The organism is Burkholderia sp. BCC1996 (assembly GCF_905339955.1).
In the GTDB taxonomy this organism is placed as follows: Bacteria; Pseudomonadota; Gammaproteobacteria; order Burkholderiales; family Burkholderiaceae; genus Burkholderia.
The window spans coordinates 1-18,948 of sequence record NZ_CAJPHM010000026.1; the positions used below are offsets into that span (position 1 = coordinate 1).

The 18,948-nt window shown below is 67.3% G+C and carries 16 protein-coding genes; 5 read left to right on the top strand and 11 right to left on the bottom strand.

The window, feature by feature from the left end; translation table 11 throughout:
* Positions 1 to 496: 496 nt before the first annotated feature.
* Genes U4Z64_RS29735 through phnS form a run of 7 tightly spaced genes read right to left on the bottom strand, consistent with a single transcriptional unit; the run spans position 497 to position 7,788 of the window.
* The gene (locus tag U4Z64_RS29735) at positions 497 to 1,048 is read right to left on the bottom strand and encodes a phosphonate degradation HD-domain oxygenase (protein ID WP_044845720.1); all 552 of its coding nucleotides are present in this window, start codon (positions 1,046 to 1,048) and stop codon (positions 497 to 499) included.
* Between the two features lie 4 nt (positions 1,049 to 1,052).
* Positions 1,053 to 2,507 carry a phosphonoacetaldehyde dehydrogenase gene (phnY, locus tag U4Z64_RS29740; RefSeq protein ID WP_321821836.1) on the bottom strand — a complete coding sequence of 485 codons (1,455 nt, stop codon included), beginning with the start codon at positions 2,505 to 2,507 and terminating at the stop codon, positions 1,053 to 1,055.
* A complete protein-coding gene (gene phnA / locus U4Z64_RS29745; protein ID WP_321821837.1) occupies positions 2,504 to 3,814 on the bottom strand; it encodes a phosphonoacetate hydrolase in 1,311 nt (436 codons plus the stop codon). The genes phnY and phnA overlap by 4 nt, the downstream gene beginning before the upstream one ends.
* Positions 3,811 to 4,671, bottom strand: a complete 861-nt coding sequence (gene phnV / locus U4Z64_RS29750) for a 2-aminoethylphosphonate ABC transport system, membrane component PhnV (RefSeq protein WP_044845723.1) — start codon at positions 4,669 to 4,671, stop codon at positions 3,811 to 3,813. Before phnV ends, phnA begins: the two co-directional genes overlap by 4 nt.
* The gene (locus tag U4Z64_RS29755) at positions 4,661 to 5,581 is read right to left on the bottom strand and encodes a 2-aminoethylphosphonate ABC transporter permease subunit (protein ID WP_321821838.1); all 921 of its coding nucleotides are present in this window, start codon (positions 5,579 to 5,581) and stop codon (positions 4,661 to 4,663) included. Before U4Z64_RS29755 ends, phnV begins: the two co-directional genes overlap by 11 nt.
* Entirely contained in the window at positions 5,559 to 6,662 is a 1,104-nt protein-coding gene (gene phnT, locus U4Z64_RS29760; RefSeq protein ID WP_044845725.1) for a 2-aminoethylphosphonate ABC transport system ATP-binding subunit PhnT, read from the bottom strand. Before phnT ends, U4Z64_RS29755 begins: the two co-directional genes overlap by 23 nt.
* Positions 6,663 to 6,696: 34 nt before the next feature.
* Complete coding sequence (gene phnS, locus U4Z64_RS29765) at positions 6,697 to 7,788, bottom strand: 2-aminoethylphosphonate ABC transporter substrate-binding protein (protein WP_321821839.1); 1,092 nt, start codon at positions 7,786 to 7,788, stop codon at positions 6,697 to 6,699.
* Between the two features lie 256 nt (positions 7,789 to 8,044).
* On the opposite strand from phnS, the gene U4Z64_RS29770 reads away from it, so the two are divergent.
* A complete protein-coding gene (locus U4Z64_RS29770) occupies positions 8,045 to 9,154 on the top strand; it encodes a 2-aminoethylphosphonate--pyruvate transaminase (RefSeq protein ID WP_321821840.1) in 1,110 nt (369 codons plus the stop codon).
* 102 nt (positions 9,155 to 9,256) lie between these two features.
* On the opposite strand, the gene U4Z64_RS29775 is transcribed toward U4Z64_RS29770, so the two are convergent.
* Genes U4Z64_RS29775 through aroQ form a run of 3 tightly spaced genes read right to left on the bottom strand, consistent with a single transcriptional unit; the run spans position 9,257 to position 11,945 of the window.
* A complete protein-coding gene (locus U4Z64_RS29775) occupies positions 9,257 to 10,597 on the bottom strand; it encodes an MFS transporter (RefSeq protein ID WP_321821841.1) in 1,341 nt (446 codons plus the stop codon).
* A gap of 41 nt (positions 10,598 to 10,638) precedes the next feature.
* On the bottom strand, positions 10,639 to 11,493 hold the full coding sequence (locus U4Z64_RS29780) for a shikimate dehydrogenase (protein ID WP_044845729.1): 855 nt from the start codon (positions 11,491 to 11,493) through the stop codon (positions 10,639 to 10,641).
* Positions 11,490 to 11,945: a type II 3-dehydroquinate dehydratase gene (gene aroQ / locus U4Z64_RS29785; RefSeq protein WP_321821842.1), complete on the bottom strand. Its 456-nt coding sequence runs from the start codon at positions 11,943 to 11,945 to the stop codon at positions 11,490 to 11,492. The genes U4Z64_RS29780 and aroQ overlap by 4 nt, the downstream gene beginning before the upstream one ends.
* A 257-nt stretch (positions 11,946 to 12,202) precedes the next feature.
* On the opposite strand from aroQ, the gene U4Z64_RS29790 reads away from it, so the two are divergent.
* Positions 12,203 to 14,095, top strand: a complete 1,893-nt coding sequence (locus U4Z64_RS29790; protein ID WP_321821843.1) for a bifunctional sugar phosphate isomerase/epimerase/4-hydroxyphenylpyruvate dioxygenase family protein — start codon at positions 12,203 to 12,205, stop codon at positions 14,093 to 14,095.
* A gap of 286 nt (positions 14,096 to 14,381) precedes the next feature.
* Positions 14,382 to 14,645: a hypothetical protein gene (locus tag U4Z64_RS29795; protein ID WP_044845732.1), complete on the top strand. Its 264-nt coding sequence runs from the start codon at positions 14,382 to 14,384 to the stop codon at positions 14,643 to 14,645.
* Between the two features lie 62 nt (positions 14,646 to 14,707).
* Here the strand turns inward: U4Z64_RS29795 and U4Z64_RS29800 are convergent, their stop codons facing one another.
* A complete protein-coding gene (locus U4Z64_RS29800; protein ID WP_321797673.1) occupies positions 14,708 to 15,502 on the bottom strand; it encodes an AraC family transcriptional regulator in 795 nt (264 codons plus the stop codon).
* 662 nt (positions 15,503 to 16,164) lie between these two features.
* Between U4Z64_RS29800 and U4Z64_RS29805 the strand changes: the two genes are divergently transcribed.
* Both U4Z64_RS29805 and U4Z64_RS29810 read left to right on the top strand, forming a co-directional pair.
* Positions 16,165 to 17,301, top strand: a complete 1,137-nt coding sequence (locus tag U4Z64_RS29805) for a branched-chain amino acid ABC transporter substrate-binding protein (RefSeq protein WP_044845855.1) — start codon at positions 16,165 to 16,167, stop codon at positions 17,299 to 17,301.
* Between the two features lie 321 nt (positions 17,302 to 17,622).
* Positions 17,623 to 18,933, top strand: coding sequence for an MFS transporter (locus U4Z64_RS29810; RefSeq protein ID WP_044845735.1), 1,311 nt, complete (start codon positions 17,623 to 17,625; stop codon positions 18,931 to 18,933).
* The last annotated feature ends 15 nt before the right edge of the window (positions 18,934 to 18,948 follow it).

The window sequence follows — 18,948 nt, forward strand, 5'->3', positions numbered from 1 at the left end:
CTTTCGGTTCGGTTAAGAACCGGTCGCTCACTCAAAGCTGACAGGAATATGAATCACTTCATAAACCTGACTTACTTTAGTGTGAGACTCTTGATACTTTCGCTTTTCTGATCCGAAGATCAGCTCGCTACCATCAAGCGCCCACACTTATCGGCTGTTAATTTTTAAAGAGCATTTCTGCGAGGACCCGGAGGTTTTCTCAGCAGCGCTGCGTTTTCAGCAGCAGAGAAGCGAGATTATGAACCGTCTTTTTCAGTTCGTCAACAACTTTTTAACTGCTTCGTTGCGACGGCTGGGGTTCAACTTCCTGCACCGCCGAGGCCGCTACGACCCGCCCGACAGCACCGCTTCCCTTCTTCTCCCGCGCTGCGTTTCCGTTAGCGCGAAAGAGGCGTAATTCTAAGCACCTGCCGGCAATCGCGCAAGGGGTTTCGCGAAAAATATAAGCCCCCGCACGCTGCCGCGTGCGGGGGCTTATATGGATGCAGCCGAATCGTCAGCTCACACGCACCTGGCGCGCCACGATCTCCATATAGTGATCGAGGTCCGGCGTCGCCTTGCCCTCTTCCTTGGCCGTATCGTCCCAGCGGCGCAGGCGCAGCGCGTCTTCCGCGAACGGGCGCTGCAGGAATGCCGCCGTCTCCGCTTCACTGAAGATGCCGCCCTGCAGCGCGAGGCTGCGCACCGAATCCGGCGACAGGCTCTCGAAGTAGCCGGCGTCCGTGCGGCACAGGCAACGCTTCGCGTCGACGTGCAGCCGGATCGGCTCCAGAACCGCGTCCGAAAACAGCGGCCGCAGGAACGGCAGCACGTAATACTGATGCAGGTCGTCGATCCCGCGCGCGCTCGGCGTCTCGCCCTGCCGATTCAGCAAATGCCCCAGATCATGCAGGAACGCCGCCGCGACCAGCGCCTCGTCGGCGCCCGCCTCCTCCGCCAGCAAGCCGCTCTGCAACGCATGCTCCAGCTGCGTGACGGGTTCGCCGCTATAGGCAACGTGGCCGTGCTCGCGATACAGCCCGTGAATCTCGTCTACCGTCAATGCCATCCGCTCACTCCCAAGGCAGCGAAAACGTCTTCAGATTCGTGAAGCTCTTCATCGCTTCCTGAACGCCTTCCTTATAGCCGAGCCCCGAATCCTTGATCCCGCCGAACGGCGACAGCTCGATCCGGTAACCGGGCACCTCCCAGACATTCACCGTCCCGACGTTCAGCTCGTTCACGAACCGCACGACCGCGGCCGTACTGTCCGTACAGATGCCCGACGACAGCCCGAACGCCGTGCCGTTGCTGATCCGGATCGCGTCGTCGATCGTGTCGAACGCGATGACGGGTGAAACGGGGCCGAAGGTCTCCTCGCACACGAGCGTCATCGACGGATCAACGTTGTCGAGCACGGTCGGCGAATAGAGCGCACCGCGCCGCACGTTGCCGGTCAGCAGGCGCGCCCCCTGCGCGACCGCCTCGCCGACCCGGGCCTCGAACAGCCGCGCCGCGACGGCGTCGATCACCGTGCCCATTTCGTTTGCGGGATCGAACGGATCGCCGTACTTCCAGGCGCGCGTCTTCTCGACGAGCAGCTCGGTAAACGCCGGCGCGACCGAGCGCTGTACCAGGATCCGCTTGACGGCCGTGCAGCGCTGCCCCGAATTCCGGTACGAACCGAGCACGGCCAGCGATGCCGCACGTTCCAGATCGGCATCGCCGAGGACGATCAGCGGATCGTTGCCGCCCAGCTCCAGCACGATGCGCCGGTAGCCGGCCCGCGCGGCGATCGCCTTGCCGATCGACACGCCGCCCGTAAAGGTGATCAGCGATGCATGCGGATGCGTGACGAGTTCGTCCGCGATTTCGCGCGGGTCGCCGGTCAGCACCTGCAGCATCGGCTCCGGCAAACCGGCTTCATACAGCAGGTCCGCCAGATAAAACGCCGACAGCGGCACCTTCTCCGACGGCTTCACGATCACGCGGTTGTTGGTCGCAATCGCCGGCGCGATCTTGTGCGCGACCTGGTTCATCGGGTGATTGAACGGCGTGATCGCGACGATCACGCCGTCGAGCGGCTGGCGCTGCGAGAACACGCGGCGCGCCTTGCCGTGGGGCGTCAGGTCGCACGAGAAGCTCTGTGCGTCGTCGCGCAGCGCTTCGACCGAAGCAAACTTCAGCACGTCGGCAACGCGACCGATCTCGTAGCGCGAATCCTGTTTCGACAATCCCGACTCGAGCGTGATCAGGTCGGACGCCTCCTCGGCACGCTCGCGCAGCAGCGCGGCCGCGCGCTCGAGGATCTGCGAACGCTCGTAGCGCGTGAGCGCGGGCCGGTACGCCATCGCGTAGTCGAACGCGGCGCGCACATCGTCGACGCTCGCCAGCGGCGCCGTACCGACGCGCGTGCCGGTGTACGGATCGGCGACGTCGAGCACACGGTCGCGCGTCGCGCGCGTGCCGCACCAGCGCAGCGCCTCGGCGCGAAACGCGGGGTGATCCTGTCGAGGGTGAGCCATCATGTCGCGACCCGATTCAGCACGAAATCGAAGACGTCGAAGTTGCGCGGACGACGTGCAGGGTCGTCCCGCTCGATCCGACGGTTGAACAGCAACGGCACCTCCTGCTCGGACACGCCGCCGTGCGAACGCAGCGGCACGGTCAGGCCGGACAGGTCGTGTTCGCGCTCGCGCGTGCCGAGCGTCATGTCGCGCCGACCGATCACGACGAGATCCCCGATCCGGTCGGCCGGCAGTTCGAAGCGCGCGGCCGCTTCCGCGTTGTCGAGTACGAGCTCGACGCCGTCGAGCCCGCCGACGCGCCACATCGCTTCGATCCGGTCGACGCCGGGCGCCAGGTAGACGGTTGCGAACGAGCCGAGCGCGCCGTGGTGCACGACGTATGGATCCGTGATCGGCAAGATCACGCGTGCGGCCCGCGCACCGAACCAGCCGTCGAACGCATCCTGAAGATAGATCACGTTCGGGCGGCCCGTGGCCGGATCGTGCTTCGCGTTCATCCCGTGGTCGGCCGTGAGCCCGATCGCCCAGCCGAGCGCATCGAGCTGCGCGAGATAGCGGTCCATCATCGCGTAGAACGCGTTCGCGCCAGGACTGCCCGGCTCGCACTTGTGCTGCACGTAGTCGGTGGTCGACAGGTACATCAGGTCGACCTGGCGCGTCTGCGCGAGCCGCACGCCGGCCGCGAACACGAATTCGGACAATGCCGCGCTGTACACGTCCGGCGACGGCAGGCCGACCCAGTCGAGCACGTCGACGATCCCGTTTTCCGCGAGATTCGCCTGCGCGGCCTTCTCGGCGGAAAAACAGATGCCGTTCATCTGCCAGCCGAGCAGCCGGCGCAGCTTGTCCTTCGCCGTGACGACGGCCACCCGCGCGCCGGCGTCGGACGCCGCCGCGAGCAGCGTGCCGGCCCGCAGGTAGGCCGGGTCGTTCATCATCACTTCGGCGCCGCGACCGCCGTCGGCGGCCGGATCCCAGAAGTAGTTGCCGCAGATCCCATGAACCGACGGCGGCACGCCGCAGACGATCGACAGGTTGTTCGGGTTGGTGAAGGTCGGCACGACGCAGTCGGCGCGCCACGCGGTGCCTTGCGCGATCATCCGGCCGATGAACGGCGCGACGCCCGCTTCCACCGCACGCTCGAGATAGTCGTACTCGCAGCCGTCAACGCAGATGACGACGGTCGGTTCGACCGGTAGCCGGTAGCGTCGGCCGTTGACGTCGACGGAACGTCCCGCGAGATCCGCCGAACCGTTGCCCGCGGCCGATTGCTCGCCGGGCTGTCGCAATGCGAACGCGGCGTTCATGATGCCGCCCGCTTGCCGCGCGGCACGCGCGCGGCGATCAGCAGCAGCGCCGCGAGCGACGCGCCGAGCATCAGCAGCGACAGCGCCGAGGCGGGCAGGTAATAGCCGCGCTCAACCTGGCCGATCACGACGATCGGCACGGTCGCGAAACCGGGCGGATAGACGGTCAGCGTCGCGCCGAGTTCGCCGAGCGACAGCGCGAAGCCGAGCGCGAGGCTCGCGCGCAGCGCCGGCACGAGCTGCGGCAGCAGCACGCGGCGCAGCACCATCGCGGGCGGTGCACCGAGGCTCGCCGCCGCTTCGCGCAGCACGGTCAGCTCCGGGCGCAGCGCGGCGGCCGCGCAGCGATAGCAGAACGGCAGGATCAGCGCGAGCTGCACGAGCACGACGATCGCCGCGGAGCTCGACAGATCGAGCGGCTTCTGGTGATACGCGATCAGCACCGCGAGCCCGAGCACGACGCTCGGCACGCCGTTCGGCACCATCACGAGCGCGTCGACGACCGCGCCGAGACCGCGCCGGTCGCGCCCCTCGAGTGCAAGCGCAAGCCACAGCCCGAGGATCGTGCCGATCGCCGACACGCCGAAGCCGATTTCGAGGCTCGTCAGCAGCGCGTCGTACTCCGGCGACCCGAGCCGCTCGAACCAGCGCAGGCTGTAGCCGGCCGGCAGGATCGTGCCCGACCACTGCGTCGACACGCTCGACAGCGCGACGACGATGACCGGCAGCACGAACAGCCAGAAGCAGGCGAACGCGGCCAGCGCGAGCGCGGCGCGCGACGCATGCTTGAGCAGCGTGTCGCTCCAGCCGATCCGATGACGCGGCACGGCTTGCCCGATATGGAATTCAGCGGACATCGTTCCCTCCCGTAGCACGCCGGTTCACCCGGCGATAAACCGTATAGAGCGCCAGCGACAGCGCGAGCATCACAACCGCGCCGGCCGACGCGGTCGGCAGGTCGAGGTCGACGGTCGCGCTGCTGTAGATCGCGACCGGCAGCGTGACGAGCCGCGCGCTGCCGAGCACGAGCAGGATCCCGAACTCGTTCAGCGTCAGCAGGAAACACAGCACCGTGCCGGCGGCGATGCCCGGCCACGCGATCGGCAGCACGACGCGGCGCGCGAGCATCCAGCCGGACGCTCCGAGGCTGCGCGCCGCTTCGATCAGGCGTAGGTCGAGCGTCGCGAACGACGCGAGCGTCGGCCGCACGACGAACGGCGTATAGAACACGGTCTGCGCGAGGATCACGCCGCCGATGCCGAACAGGAAGTCGAGCGGCGGGTTCTCGAGATGGAACAGGTGCTGCAACGCGATGCTGATCGAGCCTTGCGAGCCGTACAGGAAGATCAAGGTGAACGCGACGAGGAACGACGGAAACGCGACGTACAGTTCCAGGAAGCGCGTGACGAGCGACGCGCCCGGGAACGGCCTGAAGAACAGCAGCGCGGCCAGCAGCACGCCGAGCACCGATGCGGTGCCGGCGCTCGCGAACAGCACGCCGACCGTCGTCAGCAGCACGTTGCGCGTATCGGGGTTGCCGAAGAAGGTCCGGTATGCGGCAAAGCTCAGCCCGTGATCGCCGGAGACGCTCAGCAGCACGAGCCGCACCAGCGGATAGACGACGAGCGGGCCGAGCACGACGATCGCGAGCGCGGCGAGGTGCAGGTCGCCGATGCGCTTGCGGCGCCGCGCGGCGGCGGCATGCGCGGCGGCCGACGCGAGCACGTGCGGCGGCAGGCCGGCTTCAGGGCTCGATAAGGACGACATCGTCTGCCTCGCAATGCAGGGACACGCGCGCACCGCGCTCGGGAGCCGCGCCGCGGCCGCGTTGCATCGTGACGCGCACGGGTTCGTCGGGCGCCGCGTCGATCATGACCGCGATCGACAGGTCCGCGCCCTGCCATTCGACCGACGACACCGTGCCGTGCAGGCCGCCCGCCGCGAGCGGCATCACGGTCAGCCGCTCGGGGCGCACGCACGCGACCTTGCCGCGCACGTCGTGACGCGGGTCGCCGAGCGGGAAGATCACGTGCGGCGGCAGCAGGTTGGCCGGGCCGAGATAGCGCGCGACGTAGCCGTCCCGCGGCGCGTCGTACAGCTGCTGCGGCGTGCCGAGCTGCGCGATGCGGCCGTCGCGCATCAGCAGCGCGCGGTCGGACAGCACGAGCGCGTCGTCGCGGTCGTGCGTCACGCAGACGACGGTCAGGTTCGGCAGGCGCTCGTGCAACGCCTTCAGTTCGCTGCGCACCGACGCGCGCAGGTTGGCGTCGAGCGCCGACAGCGGCTCGTCGAGCAGCAGCACGTCCGGCTCGATCACGAGCGCGCGCGCCAGCGCGACGCGCTGCTGCATCCCGCCGGACAGTTGCGCGGGCAGATGGTGGCCCGCGTCGCCGAGTTGCACGAGCTTCAGCGCGTCGGCGACGCGGCGCGTCACTTCCGGCGACGCCATGCCGCGTGCGCGCAGCCCGAAGGCGACGTTCTCGAACACCGACAGGTGCGGGAACAGCGCGTAATTCTGGAACAGCAGACCGAGATTGCGCTTGTGCGGCGGCGCATGGGTCAGGTCGCGTCCGGCCACGGTCAGCGTGCCGGTCAGGCCGTCGGCCTTCACGAACCCGGCGATGAAGCGCAGCAGCGTGGTCTTGCCGCAGCCGCTCTTGCCGAGCACGGTCAGAAATTCACCGGCGCCGATCGACAGCGACAGATCTTCCAGCACCGTGCGTGCGCCGTAGCGCACGCTCAGGTGCTCGATCTGCACGCCGCCCGGCGCGCCGGACCGCAGCGTTGCTTGCGGTTCGGCGGCGCCGAAAGCGCCGGGATGGGTCAGGGTGGTTTCCACCGGGTTCATCCTCTTGCTCACTAATACAGGCAGCGTGCGCCGATCACTTCGGCTTGACGACGTCGAGCTGCTTGCCCGAGCTGCCGATCACGTCCTTCTTCCAGCGCTCGATCCACACCGGCTTCTTCGCCATCACCTGGGTCCAGTCGACCGCGATCAGCTTCACGCCCGCGATCGCCTTCTTGACCGCCTCGCCGTTCTTGCCGGCCAGCGGCACGTCCGTGCGGCCCGGGATGCCGTACATGTCCGGCACCTTCGACTGCACGTCGGTCGACATCAGGTAGTCGATCAGCTTCTTGCCGGCGTCCTGGTTCGGGCCGCTCTTGATCAGGCCGATGCCGTACGGCAGCTGGAACGTGGTCGGCTGGTCGCCGTCCTTCGCTGCCAGGAAGATCGGCTTGACGGACAGCGCGCCGTGCTCGGCGTCGTCGAGATCCATCTGCAGGTCGCCGTTCGCGACGCTGATCTCGTTACGCGACAGCAGCACGTTCAGGTAGCCGGTGCCCTTCGTGTGGAACTTCACGCTCTGCGACAGCTTCGCGAGGTAGTCGAACGCCTTGTCCTCGCCCATCAGCGACGTCGTCAGGATCAGCACGGCCATCCCGTCGCCGGCGGTCGCCGGGTTCGAGTACGCGACCTTGCCCGCGTAGGCCGGCGACAGCAGGTCGGCGAACGTCTTCGGCTGGCTTTTCACGACGTCCGGGTTGATCGCGAACGAGAAGTAGTTGTTCACGAACGTCGCCCAGGTGCCGTCTTCCGCCTTCGCGATCGCCGGCACGTTCTTGTAGTTCACGCTCTGGTACGGCTGCAGCAGGCCCATCTGGCCGGCTTGCTGGATGAACGGCGGCAGCGTGACGATCACGTCCGCCTTCGGCGAATTCTTTTCGATGTTCGCGCGGTTGACGACCTCGCCGCTGCCCGCCGTCACAATGTTGACCTTGACGCCTTCCTTCTTCTCGAACGCCGGCAGCACATCGCGATAGAGGTTCTCGAGACCGTCCGCCGTATACAGCACGACCGCATTCGCCGCGTGCGCGGGCATCGCCACGCCTTGCAGCAAACCGGCGGCGCAGGCGGCCAGCGCGAGCTTGCGGAACGCGCCGGCAGCGGCGCGCGAGGAATTCTGCAGTGTCATCTCACTTCTCCGTAGGCGGAACACCCAAACGGCCGGGGCACGATCCGGCTCCTTTCAGTCGGACAGACCGACAACCGGCCCGTCTCGCTGCCGCGCTGCAGGTGGTTTCGCGCGGCAACCGAAGGATCACAGCGTTCGATGACAACGCCGTGACGTGTGCCACAATTTCCAAAAAATGACACATTTTGCCAATATCATGCAAGTCGTTCAGAAATGCCGCCCTGGCGTTTCATCCGATCTTTGCTGGAGAAAAATCATGTCGGACCCGATTCTGCTCACGCCCGGCCCGCTCACCACGTCCGCCACAACACGCCACGCAATGCAACACGACTGGGGCTCGTGGGACGCCTCTTTCAATCAACTGACGGCGAGCGTCTGCGCGGATCTCGTCGCGATCCCGCGCGGCGGCGACGCATACGTGTGTGTGCCGATGCAAGGCAGCGGCACGTTTTCGGTCGAAGCCGCGCTCGGCACGCTGGTGCCGCGCGACGGCGTCGTGCTGGTGCCGGACAACGGCGCGTATTGCGCGCGCATCCTGAAGATCCTCGGCCGGCTCGGCATCGAGTCGATCGCGCTGCCGTTCGGCGAGAACGCGGCGGTCGACCCTGGTGCGGTCGAAGCCGCGTTCGCGCGCGAGCCGCGCATCACGCACGTCGCGCTGGTGCACCTGGAAACAAGTGCCGGCATCCTGAATCCGCTCGACGCGATCGCGGCCGTGTGCCGGCGGCACGGCAAGCGGCTGATCGTCGATGCGATGAGTTCGTTCGGCGCGCTGCCGATCACGCTGGCGGACAGCGGGATCGACGCACTGATCTCGGCGAGCGGCAAATGCCTGGAAGGCGTGCCGGGGATGGGGTTCGCGATCGTGCGGCGTGCTGCGCTCGACGCGTGCGAAGGCAACTCGCGGTCGCTCGCGCTCGACCTCCACGATCAGTACGCGTACCTGCGCAAGACGGGCCAGTGGCGTTTCACACCACCGACCCACGTGATCGCCGCGCTGCGCGCCGCGCTCGACCAGTACCTGGCCGAAGGCGGCCAGCCCGCGCGCGGTGCGCGCTATGCGGAAAACTGCCGGACATTGATCGAATCGATGCGCGCGCTCGGCTTCACGCCGTTTCTCGACGCCAGCGTGCAGGCGCCGGTGATCGTCACGTTCCATGCGCCCGACCATCCGGCCTACGATTTCCGCCGCTTCTACGACGCGGTGCGCGACGCGGGCTTCATCCTGTATCCGGGCAAGCTGACGCAACTCGAGACGTTCCGCGTCGGCTGCATCGGCGCGATCGATGCCGGCGACATCCCGCGGGCGGTCGCGGCGATCGCGCAGGCGGTCGAATCGCTCGGGATCACGATACAGCACGCGTGAGCGCGGCGGCCTGAACCGCTTCGCAGTCGCGAGCGGATACAAAAAAGCCCGGCGACCCACAGGTCGCCGGGCGAACGCACCGAGAGTGCGTGGAGCCGGTGCTTACAGTTCGATCCGCTTGATGTCGCCGACGACGAAGATGTACGACAGCGCACCGATCAACGCGATCACGCCGATGAACACCAGCGCACCGACGAACGAGCCGGTCGACGCGACGATGAAGCCAACGACGAGCGGCGTGATGATGCCGGCCAGGTTCGCCGCGAAGTTGAAGATGCCGCCGGTCACGCCGAGCAGGCCGTCCGGCGCGATGTCGGACACGAGCGTCCAGCCGAGCGCAGCCATCCCCTGCGCGAAGAACGCGACCGACATGATCGCGATCACGGCTTCGTTGCTTTGCACGTAGTTCGCGAGAATGATCGTCGACGCGAGCAGCAGGCCGGCGATGATCGGCAGCTTGCGCGCGAGGTTCGCGGACTTGCCGCGGCGCAGCAACCAGTCGGAGAAGATCCCGCCGAACATCACGCCGACCGACGCGGCGATGAACGGCATGATCGCGAAGAAGCCGATCTTCAGCCAGCCCATGTGGCGCTCGGTCGCGAGATAGGTCGGGAACCAGGTCAGGAAGAACACGAGCGTCGAGTTGCCGGCGAACTGGCCGAGGCAGATACCCGCGAGCTGACGCTTCTTCAGCAGCCGGCCGGCCATCGCCCAGCTGAACTTGGCCTGGGCGGGCTTGCCGCCCTTGTCGCCGTCCTTGCGCGCGCCGTGCACGAGACCGCCGCCCGCTTCGATGTACGCGAGTTCTTCCGAATTCGCGGCCGGATGGTTGCGCGGCTCGTGATAGAACTTCCACCAGACCAGGCCGAACACGATGCCGACCCCACCGACGACCCAGAACAGCGAACGCCAGCCGAACGCCCCCATCAGCGCGAACAGCACGGGGCTGAAGAACGCGAGACCGATGTACTCGCCGACGGTGTAGGTGCCGGTCGCCATCGCACGTTCATTCTGCGGGAACCACGTCGCGACCACGCGGCTGTTGGTCGGGAAACACGGCGCTTCCGTCACGCCGAGGCCGAGCCGGCATGCGAACAGCGTCGCGACGCCGGGCACGAAGCCCTGCAGGAGCGTGCACAGCGACCACAGCGTCATCGACCAGTAATAGGTGATCTTGCTGCCGAAGCGGTCGAGGAACAGGCCGCCGGGCACCTGCATCGCGACGTACGTCCACGAGAACGCGGAGAACATGATGCCCATCACGGCCGCGTTGATGCCGAGCTCCTTGGTGAGCTGCGGCGCAGCCACCCCCAGCACGGTACGGTCGAGATAGTTGATCATCGTGCCGATCGCGAGCAGCGCGAGGATCTTGTAGCGCGCCGAGGTCCGCCGGACCGTACCGGCCGCCGCGGGCGCGGCGTTCGTGTGGGTGGTGTGCTGCATGGTTGTCTCCTGGTCTATTTTTCAGCTGGTCGCTAGAAGGGTCAGCGTGCGACGAGCGACTGAAAGTGTTCGAACATCCGTTCATCGTCCGGCGTTCGTCCGGTGAAGATCTCGAACGCATCGACGGCCTGGTACACGGCCATCCCGCCGCCCGGCAGCGTCGCGCAGCCGGCCGCGCGCGCGGCGCGGATCAGTTCGGTTTCGAGCGGGAAATACACGATGTCGGCGACCCACATGCCCGCGCGGAGCAGCTCGGCCGGCAACGGCAGGCCCGGATGCTTGGCCATGCCGGTCGGCGTGCAATGGATCAGGCCGGTCGCGGCCTGCATCGCGGCCGCGAGATCGCTGCCCGGCGTGACCCGGGCGGCCGGGAAGCGCTGCTGCAGTTCACCCGCGAGCGCGGTGGCGCGCGTGCCGTCGACGTCGAAGATCGTCAGTTCGGAAGCGCCCATCTGCAGCGCCGCATGCGCGACGGCCGCACCCGCGCCGCCCGCGCCGAGCTGCACGACACGTTCGAGCGACGCATCGGGCAGGCCGCGGCGGAACGACTTCGCGAAACCCGACCAGTCGGTGTTGTGGCCGATCCGCTTGCCGTCCTTGAACAGCACGGTGTTGACCGCGCCGAGTGCGCGCGCGTCGTCCGACAGTGCGTCGAGGTGCTCGATCACGCGCTGCTTGCAAGGATGCGTGATGTTGAGCCCGTTGTAGCCCATCCGCTGCGCGGCATCGAGCAGTTCCGGCAGCGCGTCGGCGGTCACGCCGAGCACGTCCAGATCGATGCGCCGGTACACGTAGCCGAATCCCTGGCGGAAGCCTTCTTCTTCGTGCATCGCGGGCGACAGCGAACCGCCGATGCCCTGGCCGATCAGGCCGATCAGAAAAGACGGGCGGCTCATCGTGCGGCTCCTTGGGAAAAAATGGTCGACAGGCGCTGCAGCGCGAATACGTAGCCTTCGGTGCCGCAGCCGCAGATCACGGCTTCGGCCACCGCCGACACATAAGAATGGTGACGGAATGCCTCGCGGCGATGCACGTTGGAGATGTGCACCTCGATCACGGGTTTCGCGATCGCGGACAGCGCGTCGGCCAGCGCGACCGACGTATGCGTGTAGGCGGCCGGATTGATCACGATGCCGTGCGTGTCGTGACGCGCGGCATGCAGCCAGTCGATCAGCTGGTGCTCGGCGTTCGACTGGCGGAAGTCGATCTCCAGCCCGAGCCCGTCGGCCGCCGTGCGGCAACGCTGCTCGAGGTCGGCGAGGGTCTCCGCGCCGTAGATATGGGGCTCGCGGGTCCCCAGCAGATTCAGGTTCGGGCCGTTCAGCACCAGCACCTTGTGCTTGCTCATGGTGTTTCTGCTCCTAAAACAGGGGCGAATCGCTAGTCGACTTCGCCCTCTGACGTCAAGATTTGGCGCTAGTGTGCGCTTGCGCAAGCGCAATGTCTTTTCGGGTTTTCGCTAATTTGTACCACCTAGTTAGTTTGTATAATTTCACTCACTCCCCTAGCAAATTCGGGATATGGCGCTCACCGGTAATTCAACGACTGGTTCATTCCGGCCCGATCCGGCCGACGCCACACCCCGCTCATCCGCAGGATTCGCCCATGCAGCGCTCGATCGCCACCGTGTCACTGTCCGGCACGCTCGCCGAGAAGCTCGCCGCCATCCAGGCCGCCGGCTTCGACGGTGTCGAAATCTTCGAGAACGACCTCGTCTACTTCGACGGATCGCCCGCCGACGTGCGGCGCATGGCCGCCGATCTCGGCCTCGACATCGTGCTGTTCCAGCCGTTTCGCGACTTCGAGGGCGTGAGCCCGGCCCAGCTCGCCCGCAATCTCGACCGCATCCGCCGCAAGTTCGACGTGATGCACGCGCTCGGCACCGACCGCATCCTGGTGTGCAGCAGCGTGTCGCCCGACACGATCGCGGACGACGCGCTGCTGGTCGACCAGCTCGGCGCGCTCGCCGAAGCCGCGCGGCAGGCGGGCGTGGTCGCCGCGTACGAGGCGCTCGCGTGGGGCCGCGTCGTGAACCGGTACGGCCATGCGTGGCGGCTCGTGAACGCGGTGAACAGCCCGCACCTCGGCCTCGCGCTCGACAGCTTCCATACGCTGTCGCTCGACGATTCGCCGGACGCAATCGCCGACATCCCGGGCGACCGGATCGCGTTCGTGCAGATCGCCGATGCGCCGAAGCTCGCGATGGACGTGCTCGAATGGAGCCGTCACTACCGCTCGTTCCCCGGCCAGGGCGACTTCGACCTCGCGCGCTTCACCGCCCGCGTGATCGAGTCCGGTTACAAGGGGCCGCTGTCGCTCGAGATCTTCAACGACGGCTTCCGCGCCGCGCCGACCGCGATCACGGCCGCCGACGGCCACCGCTCGCTGCTCTATCTGGAAGAACTGACGCGCGCGCGACTCGCGCAGGACGGCCGCGCGCCGGCCGCCGACCAGCCGCTGTTCGCGCCGCCGGCGCCGCCCGCGCACGTCGGGTTCCAGTTCATCGAATTCGCGGTCGACGCGCAGGCGGCGGCCACCGTCGGCGAATGGCTCGGCCGGATGCGGTTCCGGCTCGCAGGCCGCCATCGGTCGAAGGACGTGACGCTGTTCCAGCACGGTGCCGCGTCGATCGTGCTGAACGCCGAGCGCGACTCGTTCGCCGACGCGTTCTTCCAGCAGCACGGGTTGTCGCTGTGTGCGTCGGCGTTCCGCGTCGACGATGCGAAAGTGGCATTCGAGCGCGCGGCCGGCTTCGGCTACGCGCCGTTTTCCGGGCGCGTCGGCCCGAACGAGCGCGTGCTGCCGGGCGTGCAGGCGCCGGATGGCAGCCTCGAATACTTCGTCGACGAGACGCCGAACGCACCGACGCTGTATGAATCGGATTTCGTGCTGACCGACATCGACGGCCCGAGCGAGGTCGGCCCGCTGACGGGCATCGACCACGTCTGCCTCGCGCTGCCGGCCGACGCACTCGACACGTGGATCCTGTTCTTCAAGACCGCCTTCGGCTTCGAGGCCGAGCGCAGCTGGCTCGTGCCCGATCCGTACGGCCTGATGCGCAGCCGCGCGGTGCGCAGCACGGACGGTTCGGTGCGGATCGCGCTGAATGCGTCGGTCGACCGTCATACGGCCGTCGCCGAATCGCTCGACCGCTATCACGGCACGGGGCTGAACCACGTCGCGTTCCGGACCGACGACATCGTGAAGACGGTCGCCGCGTTCGCGGCCGACGGCGTGCCGTTCCTGCGGATCCCGCCGAACTACTACGACGATCTGGCCGCGCGCTACGCGTTGCCGGACGAGCTGATCGAAACGCTGAGCGCCCACCACCTGCTGTACGACCGCGACGAAAACGGCGGTGAATTCCTGCACGCGTATACCGAGCTGGTCGACAACCGCTTCTCGCTCGAAATCGTCGAGCGGCGCGGCGGCTACGACGGCTACGGCGCGGCCAACGCGGCCGTGCGGCTCGCCGCGCAGGCCCAGCGCAGGAAATAACGGAGCAAGGGAATTTCGTTCCGGGGTCGAATCGAATGAGAAAAACACGCCGACCCCGCGACGCGCGCCGCGCCGGCGCACCAACGTGGTGAATCCCGCTGCCGCGCCCCGCCCGGCAAGGCCGGCCGCCGGCGGCCGGAAACGGCCGCCCGGCGGGCGTTACATCCGGTAACGCACACCGCACCGCAGCATTCGCGCGGCCGCGGCCGTTTTAAGAATCGCTTAAGTCTCCGACGGCACCATCCGCAACCAGTACCCGATGGATACCCCGAAAAGGAGGACAGCGATGAGCGCCGTAGATACACCCGCGGGCCGCCCGGCCGCCCCCCCAGTGAAAAAGACGATGCTGCGCCGTTTGCTCAGCCATCATGAAATCGCGACGCTGCTCGTGCTGCTGCACGCGCCGATCGGCGCGAACGCCAAACCCGAATTGCCCGCGCTGCAGGAAGCCGGCCTCGTCGAGATGATCAAGCTCGACGCCGACACGGCGCCGAGCTTCCGGCTGACCGAAGACGGCACGGCCGTCCTGAAAGGGCTCGGCTACCGCTGAGCCGCCGCACGCCGAATCCCGTCTCGCCCCTTCAGATCCGCCGGCCCGGCCGGCGCGTCACTTCACCCTGCCCGGTCCTGCAGCATCAGCCGGTATTCCGTCGGCGTCACGCCGACCGTCGCCTTGAACTGGCGCGTGAACGCGCTGTGATCCGTATATCCGCATAGCGCCGCGACGTCGGTCACCTTGTCGTGCGTGACCAGCAGCGCCGTGGCCGCATCGAGCCGCGTCTTCAGCAGCACCTGGCGCGGCGTCAGGTGGAACACCTTGTGGAAGTAGCGCTCCAGCTGCGCGACCGACATCCCCGCCATCTGCGCGAGCTGCTTCAGGTTCAGCGGCTGCACGTAGTGATCCTGGATGTGCTGCACCACGTCGGCGAGCTTGCTGTAGGCCGGATGCGAGCCCTCGTGCGCCTTCAGGTCGCGCGAGATGCCCGCGAGGCCGACCACCTTGCCGGCCGCGTCGCGCAGCGGCTCCTTGCAGGTCAGGCACCAGCCCGGCTGACGGCCCGGATACAGATGCAGCTCGAGCTGGTCCATCAGCTGCTGACCCGCGGTGATCGTCGCCATGTCCTGCTCGAAATAGGTCTTGCCGAAGCGGCGCGGAAACACTTCGTCGGTCGTCTTGCCGAGCAGGTCGCGCTTGTCCTTGTAGCCGCAGCGCATCGCCAGCGTGCGGTTGACGAGCGCGTAGCGGCCGTTCGCGTCCTTCACGAAGAACGCGACGTCGGGCAGCGCATCGAACACCGGCTCGAGCAGGCGGAAGTGCGCGAGCATCGCGCCGAGATCGGCGTTGTCGGGCTGGTAGCGCAACGTATCGGACAGGCTCATGGGCGGTGCGGCAAGGAAGGTCGTCATCCCGGCATCTGCGAAGGGGGTGGCTGATGGCGTCGATTATAGGAGCGCCGTCTCGAACGCGTCGCGGCGATCGCGGGCCAGCGATCGGGCGGCCGGGCGAATGGCGGCAAGCGCAACGCGCGGCCGCTCGGCACCGATCGGGCGATTCGCATGGGCCGCAAGCACGTCACGCGCCGTGCGGTTGTGCGCGCAACCACTGCGCCGCACGCATGTCCGGCCGGCACGATTCCGGATCGGCACGTTGCCTGGCGTCGCGCACGGCCAGCGCTGCCGACGCGATCGGCTCACCCCGCCCGCACCGAGACTCCGCGCGCCCGAACCCGCCATCCTAAAAATGCCGGCGTGTCGCGTCTTGGCGCGTTTGCGCACTCGCCATGACGATTTCAGCATATATCAGGGTTATCGACGATATGCCGAAATCGTCGCCGGCCGCGCTCCGAACGCGCAAGACGCGCGCATTTTCGCTACCTAGACTTCGATCAACGGTTACGAGACGACATCCCGCCGCCGCCGCGCACGCCGATTCCGGCACAACCCGCGCAGCGCATGGCACACCCCGCACGGCTTTCGGAAAGGCCTGCAACCCGATACGTCTCGCCCGGTTTACCGCGCCGGCCGGCTGGCCGGCGGCGGCCCAACCATGCCATCAAGGGGAAGTGAAAGTGAAGCTGAAGGTATCGCACGTCGCGCTGGCTGCTGCCTGCGCACTGTCGGGCGCACACGCCATCGCCGCCGACGTCGTCAAGATCGGTTTCGCCGCACCGCTGACGGGGCCGCAGTCGAACTACGGCTCGGACATGCAGAAGGGCGTGCAACTCGCGATCGCCGATTTCAACGCGACGAATCCGACGATCGGCGGCAAGCCGGTCACGTTCCAGCTCGACTCGCAGGACGACCAGGCCGACCCGCGCACCGGCACGACGGTCGCGCAGCGGCTGATCGACGACAACGTCCGCGGGGTCATCGGCCACTTCAACTCGGGCACGAGCATTCCGGCATCCGACCTGTACGATCGCGCGGGGCTGCCGCAGATCTCGATGGCGACGTCGCCGCAATACACGGCGCGCGGCTACAAGACGACCTACCGGCTGCTGACGAGCGATGCACAGGCCGGCCGCATCGTCGGCACGTATGCGGTGAAGACGCTGCACTTCAAGCGCATCGCGATCATCGACGACCGCACGGCCTACGGCCAGGGCATCGCCGACGAATTCGCGAAGGCCGTGCAGGCCGCGGGCGGCACGATCGTCAAGCGCGACTTCACGAACGACAAGGCGCTCGACTTCTCCGCGATCCTGACCAACCTGAAGGGCATCAACCCGGACGCGATCTTCTACGGCGGCGGCGATGCGCAGTCGTCGCCGATGATCCGCAAGATGCGCCAGCTCGGGATGAAGTCCGCCTTCGTGACCGGCGAGATGTCGCGCTCGCCGACGTTCCTGAAGGTCGGCGGCGACGCGGCCGAAGGCGCGATCGTCTACATGGGCGGGCTGCCGAAGGAAAAGATGCCGGGCTTCGCCGGCTACGCATCGCGCTACAAGGCACGCTTCAATGAAGACGTGATCACCTATTCGCCCTACTCGTACGACGGCACGATCGCGCTGCTCACCGCGATGAAGGACGCGAACTCGACCGACCCGAAGGTCTACACGCCGTATCTCGGCAAGGTGTCGATCAAGGGCGTGTCGGCCCCGAGCATCGCGTACGACGCAAAGGGCGACCTGAAGGATGCGCCGGTGACGATCTACAAGGTCGAGCACGGCGCGTTCAAGCCGGTCGACACGATCGCCGGCAACTGATCGCGCAGACCCTGTCACGCGCGGCGCGGCAAGCGGTTCTCCCGCCTGCCGCGCCGCATGCGTTTCGGGCTCGACGAAGTTCGAAGCATGCCTCGGCGCGGCCCCGCGCGCGCGCATTTCGCGCTCCTGTAGAATCCCCCCACCCGCTTTGACGCTTCGTCTGCGTCGTGCCCCATCCCGGTGCGACGGTACGTGTCACATGCCCCATCCGGCACTCGACGCACGCTCGACGACGCAGGCCGCGCCTTGCCAGTCCATGCCGAAAGCGGGTTCTGGAGACGCAGCACCGACAACTACATTCGAAAACCGATCGTCCTGACCATGCAAGCTTCCGAATTGAGCGGCGTGCCTCGCGCCGCCGAACGCGCGCTCACGCGCAGCGACTACAAGACCCTTGGCCTTGCCGCACTCGGCGGCGCCCTCGAGTTCTACGACTTCATCATCTTCGTGTTCTTCGCACCCGCGATCGGGCAGCTGTTCTTCCCGCACGACATTCCCGACTGGCTGCGCCAGTTGCAGACGTTCGGCATCTTCGCGGCCGGCTATCTCGCGCGCCCGCTCGGCGGCGTGATCATGGCGCACTTCGGCGACCTGTTCGGCCGCAAGCGGATGTTTACGCTGAGCGTGCTGATGATGTCGGTGCCGACGCTGCTGATGGGCCTGCTGCCGACCTACGACTCGATCGGCATCCTCGCGCCGGTGTTGCTGCTGCTGTTCCGCGTGCTGCAGGGCGCGGCGGTCGGCGGCGAAGTGCCGGGCGCATGGGTGTTCGTGTCGGAACACGTGCCGTCGCGCCACATCGGCTATGCGTGCGGCACGCTGACCGCGGGCCTCACGGCCGGCATCCTGCTCGGCTCGCTGGTCGCCGCGGGCATCAACAGCCGTTACTCGGGCGCCGAAGTCACCGCGTTCGCGTGGCGCATTCCGTTCCTGCTCGGCGGCGTGTTCGGCCTGTTCTCCGTGTACCTGCGCCGCTGGCTGCACGAGACGCCGGTGTTCGCCGAAATGAAGGCGAAGAAGGCGCTCGCGGCCGAGATTCCGCTGAAGGCCGTGCTGCGCGACCACGGCCGCGCGGTGATCGTGTCGATGCTGCTCACGTGGATGCTGTCGGCGGCGATCGTCGTCGTGATCCTGATGACGCCCGCGCTGCTGCAGAAGCAGTTTCACCTGACGCCCGCGACCACGCTGTTCGCGAACAGCGTCGCGACGCTGTGCCTGACGGCCGGCTGCATCACCGCCGGCTCGCTCGCGGGCTGGATCGGCGCGAAGCGCGTGCTCGGCATCGGCGGCCTCGTGCTGGCCGCGTGCTATTACCTGCTGTTCGCGCAGGTCGCGGCCGACGCGTCGACGCTGCCGCTGTACTACGGGATCGCCGGCTTCATGGTCGGCACGATCGGCGCGGTGCCGTTCGTGATGGTCAAGAGCTTCCCGCCCGTCGTGCGCTTCTCGGGCATCTCGTTCTCGTACAACGTCGCGTATGCGATCTTCGGCGGCCTCACGCCGGTGATCGTGTCGCTGATGATGAAGTCGAATCCGCTCGCGCCGGTCGTGTACGTCGCGGCGATCTGCGTGCTCGGCGCGATCGCCGTGCAGTTCTCGAAGGATGCGAAGGACCCGAAGGACACGCGCTGAACGTCGGCGCGCACG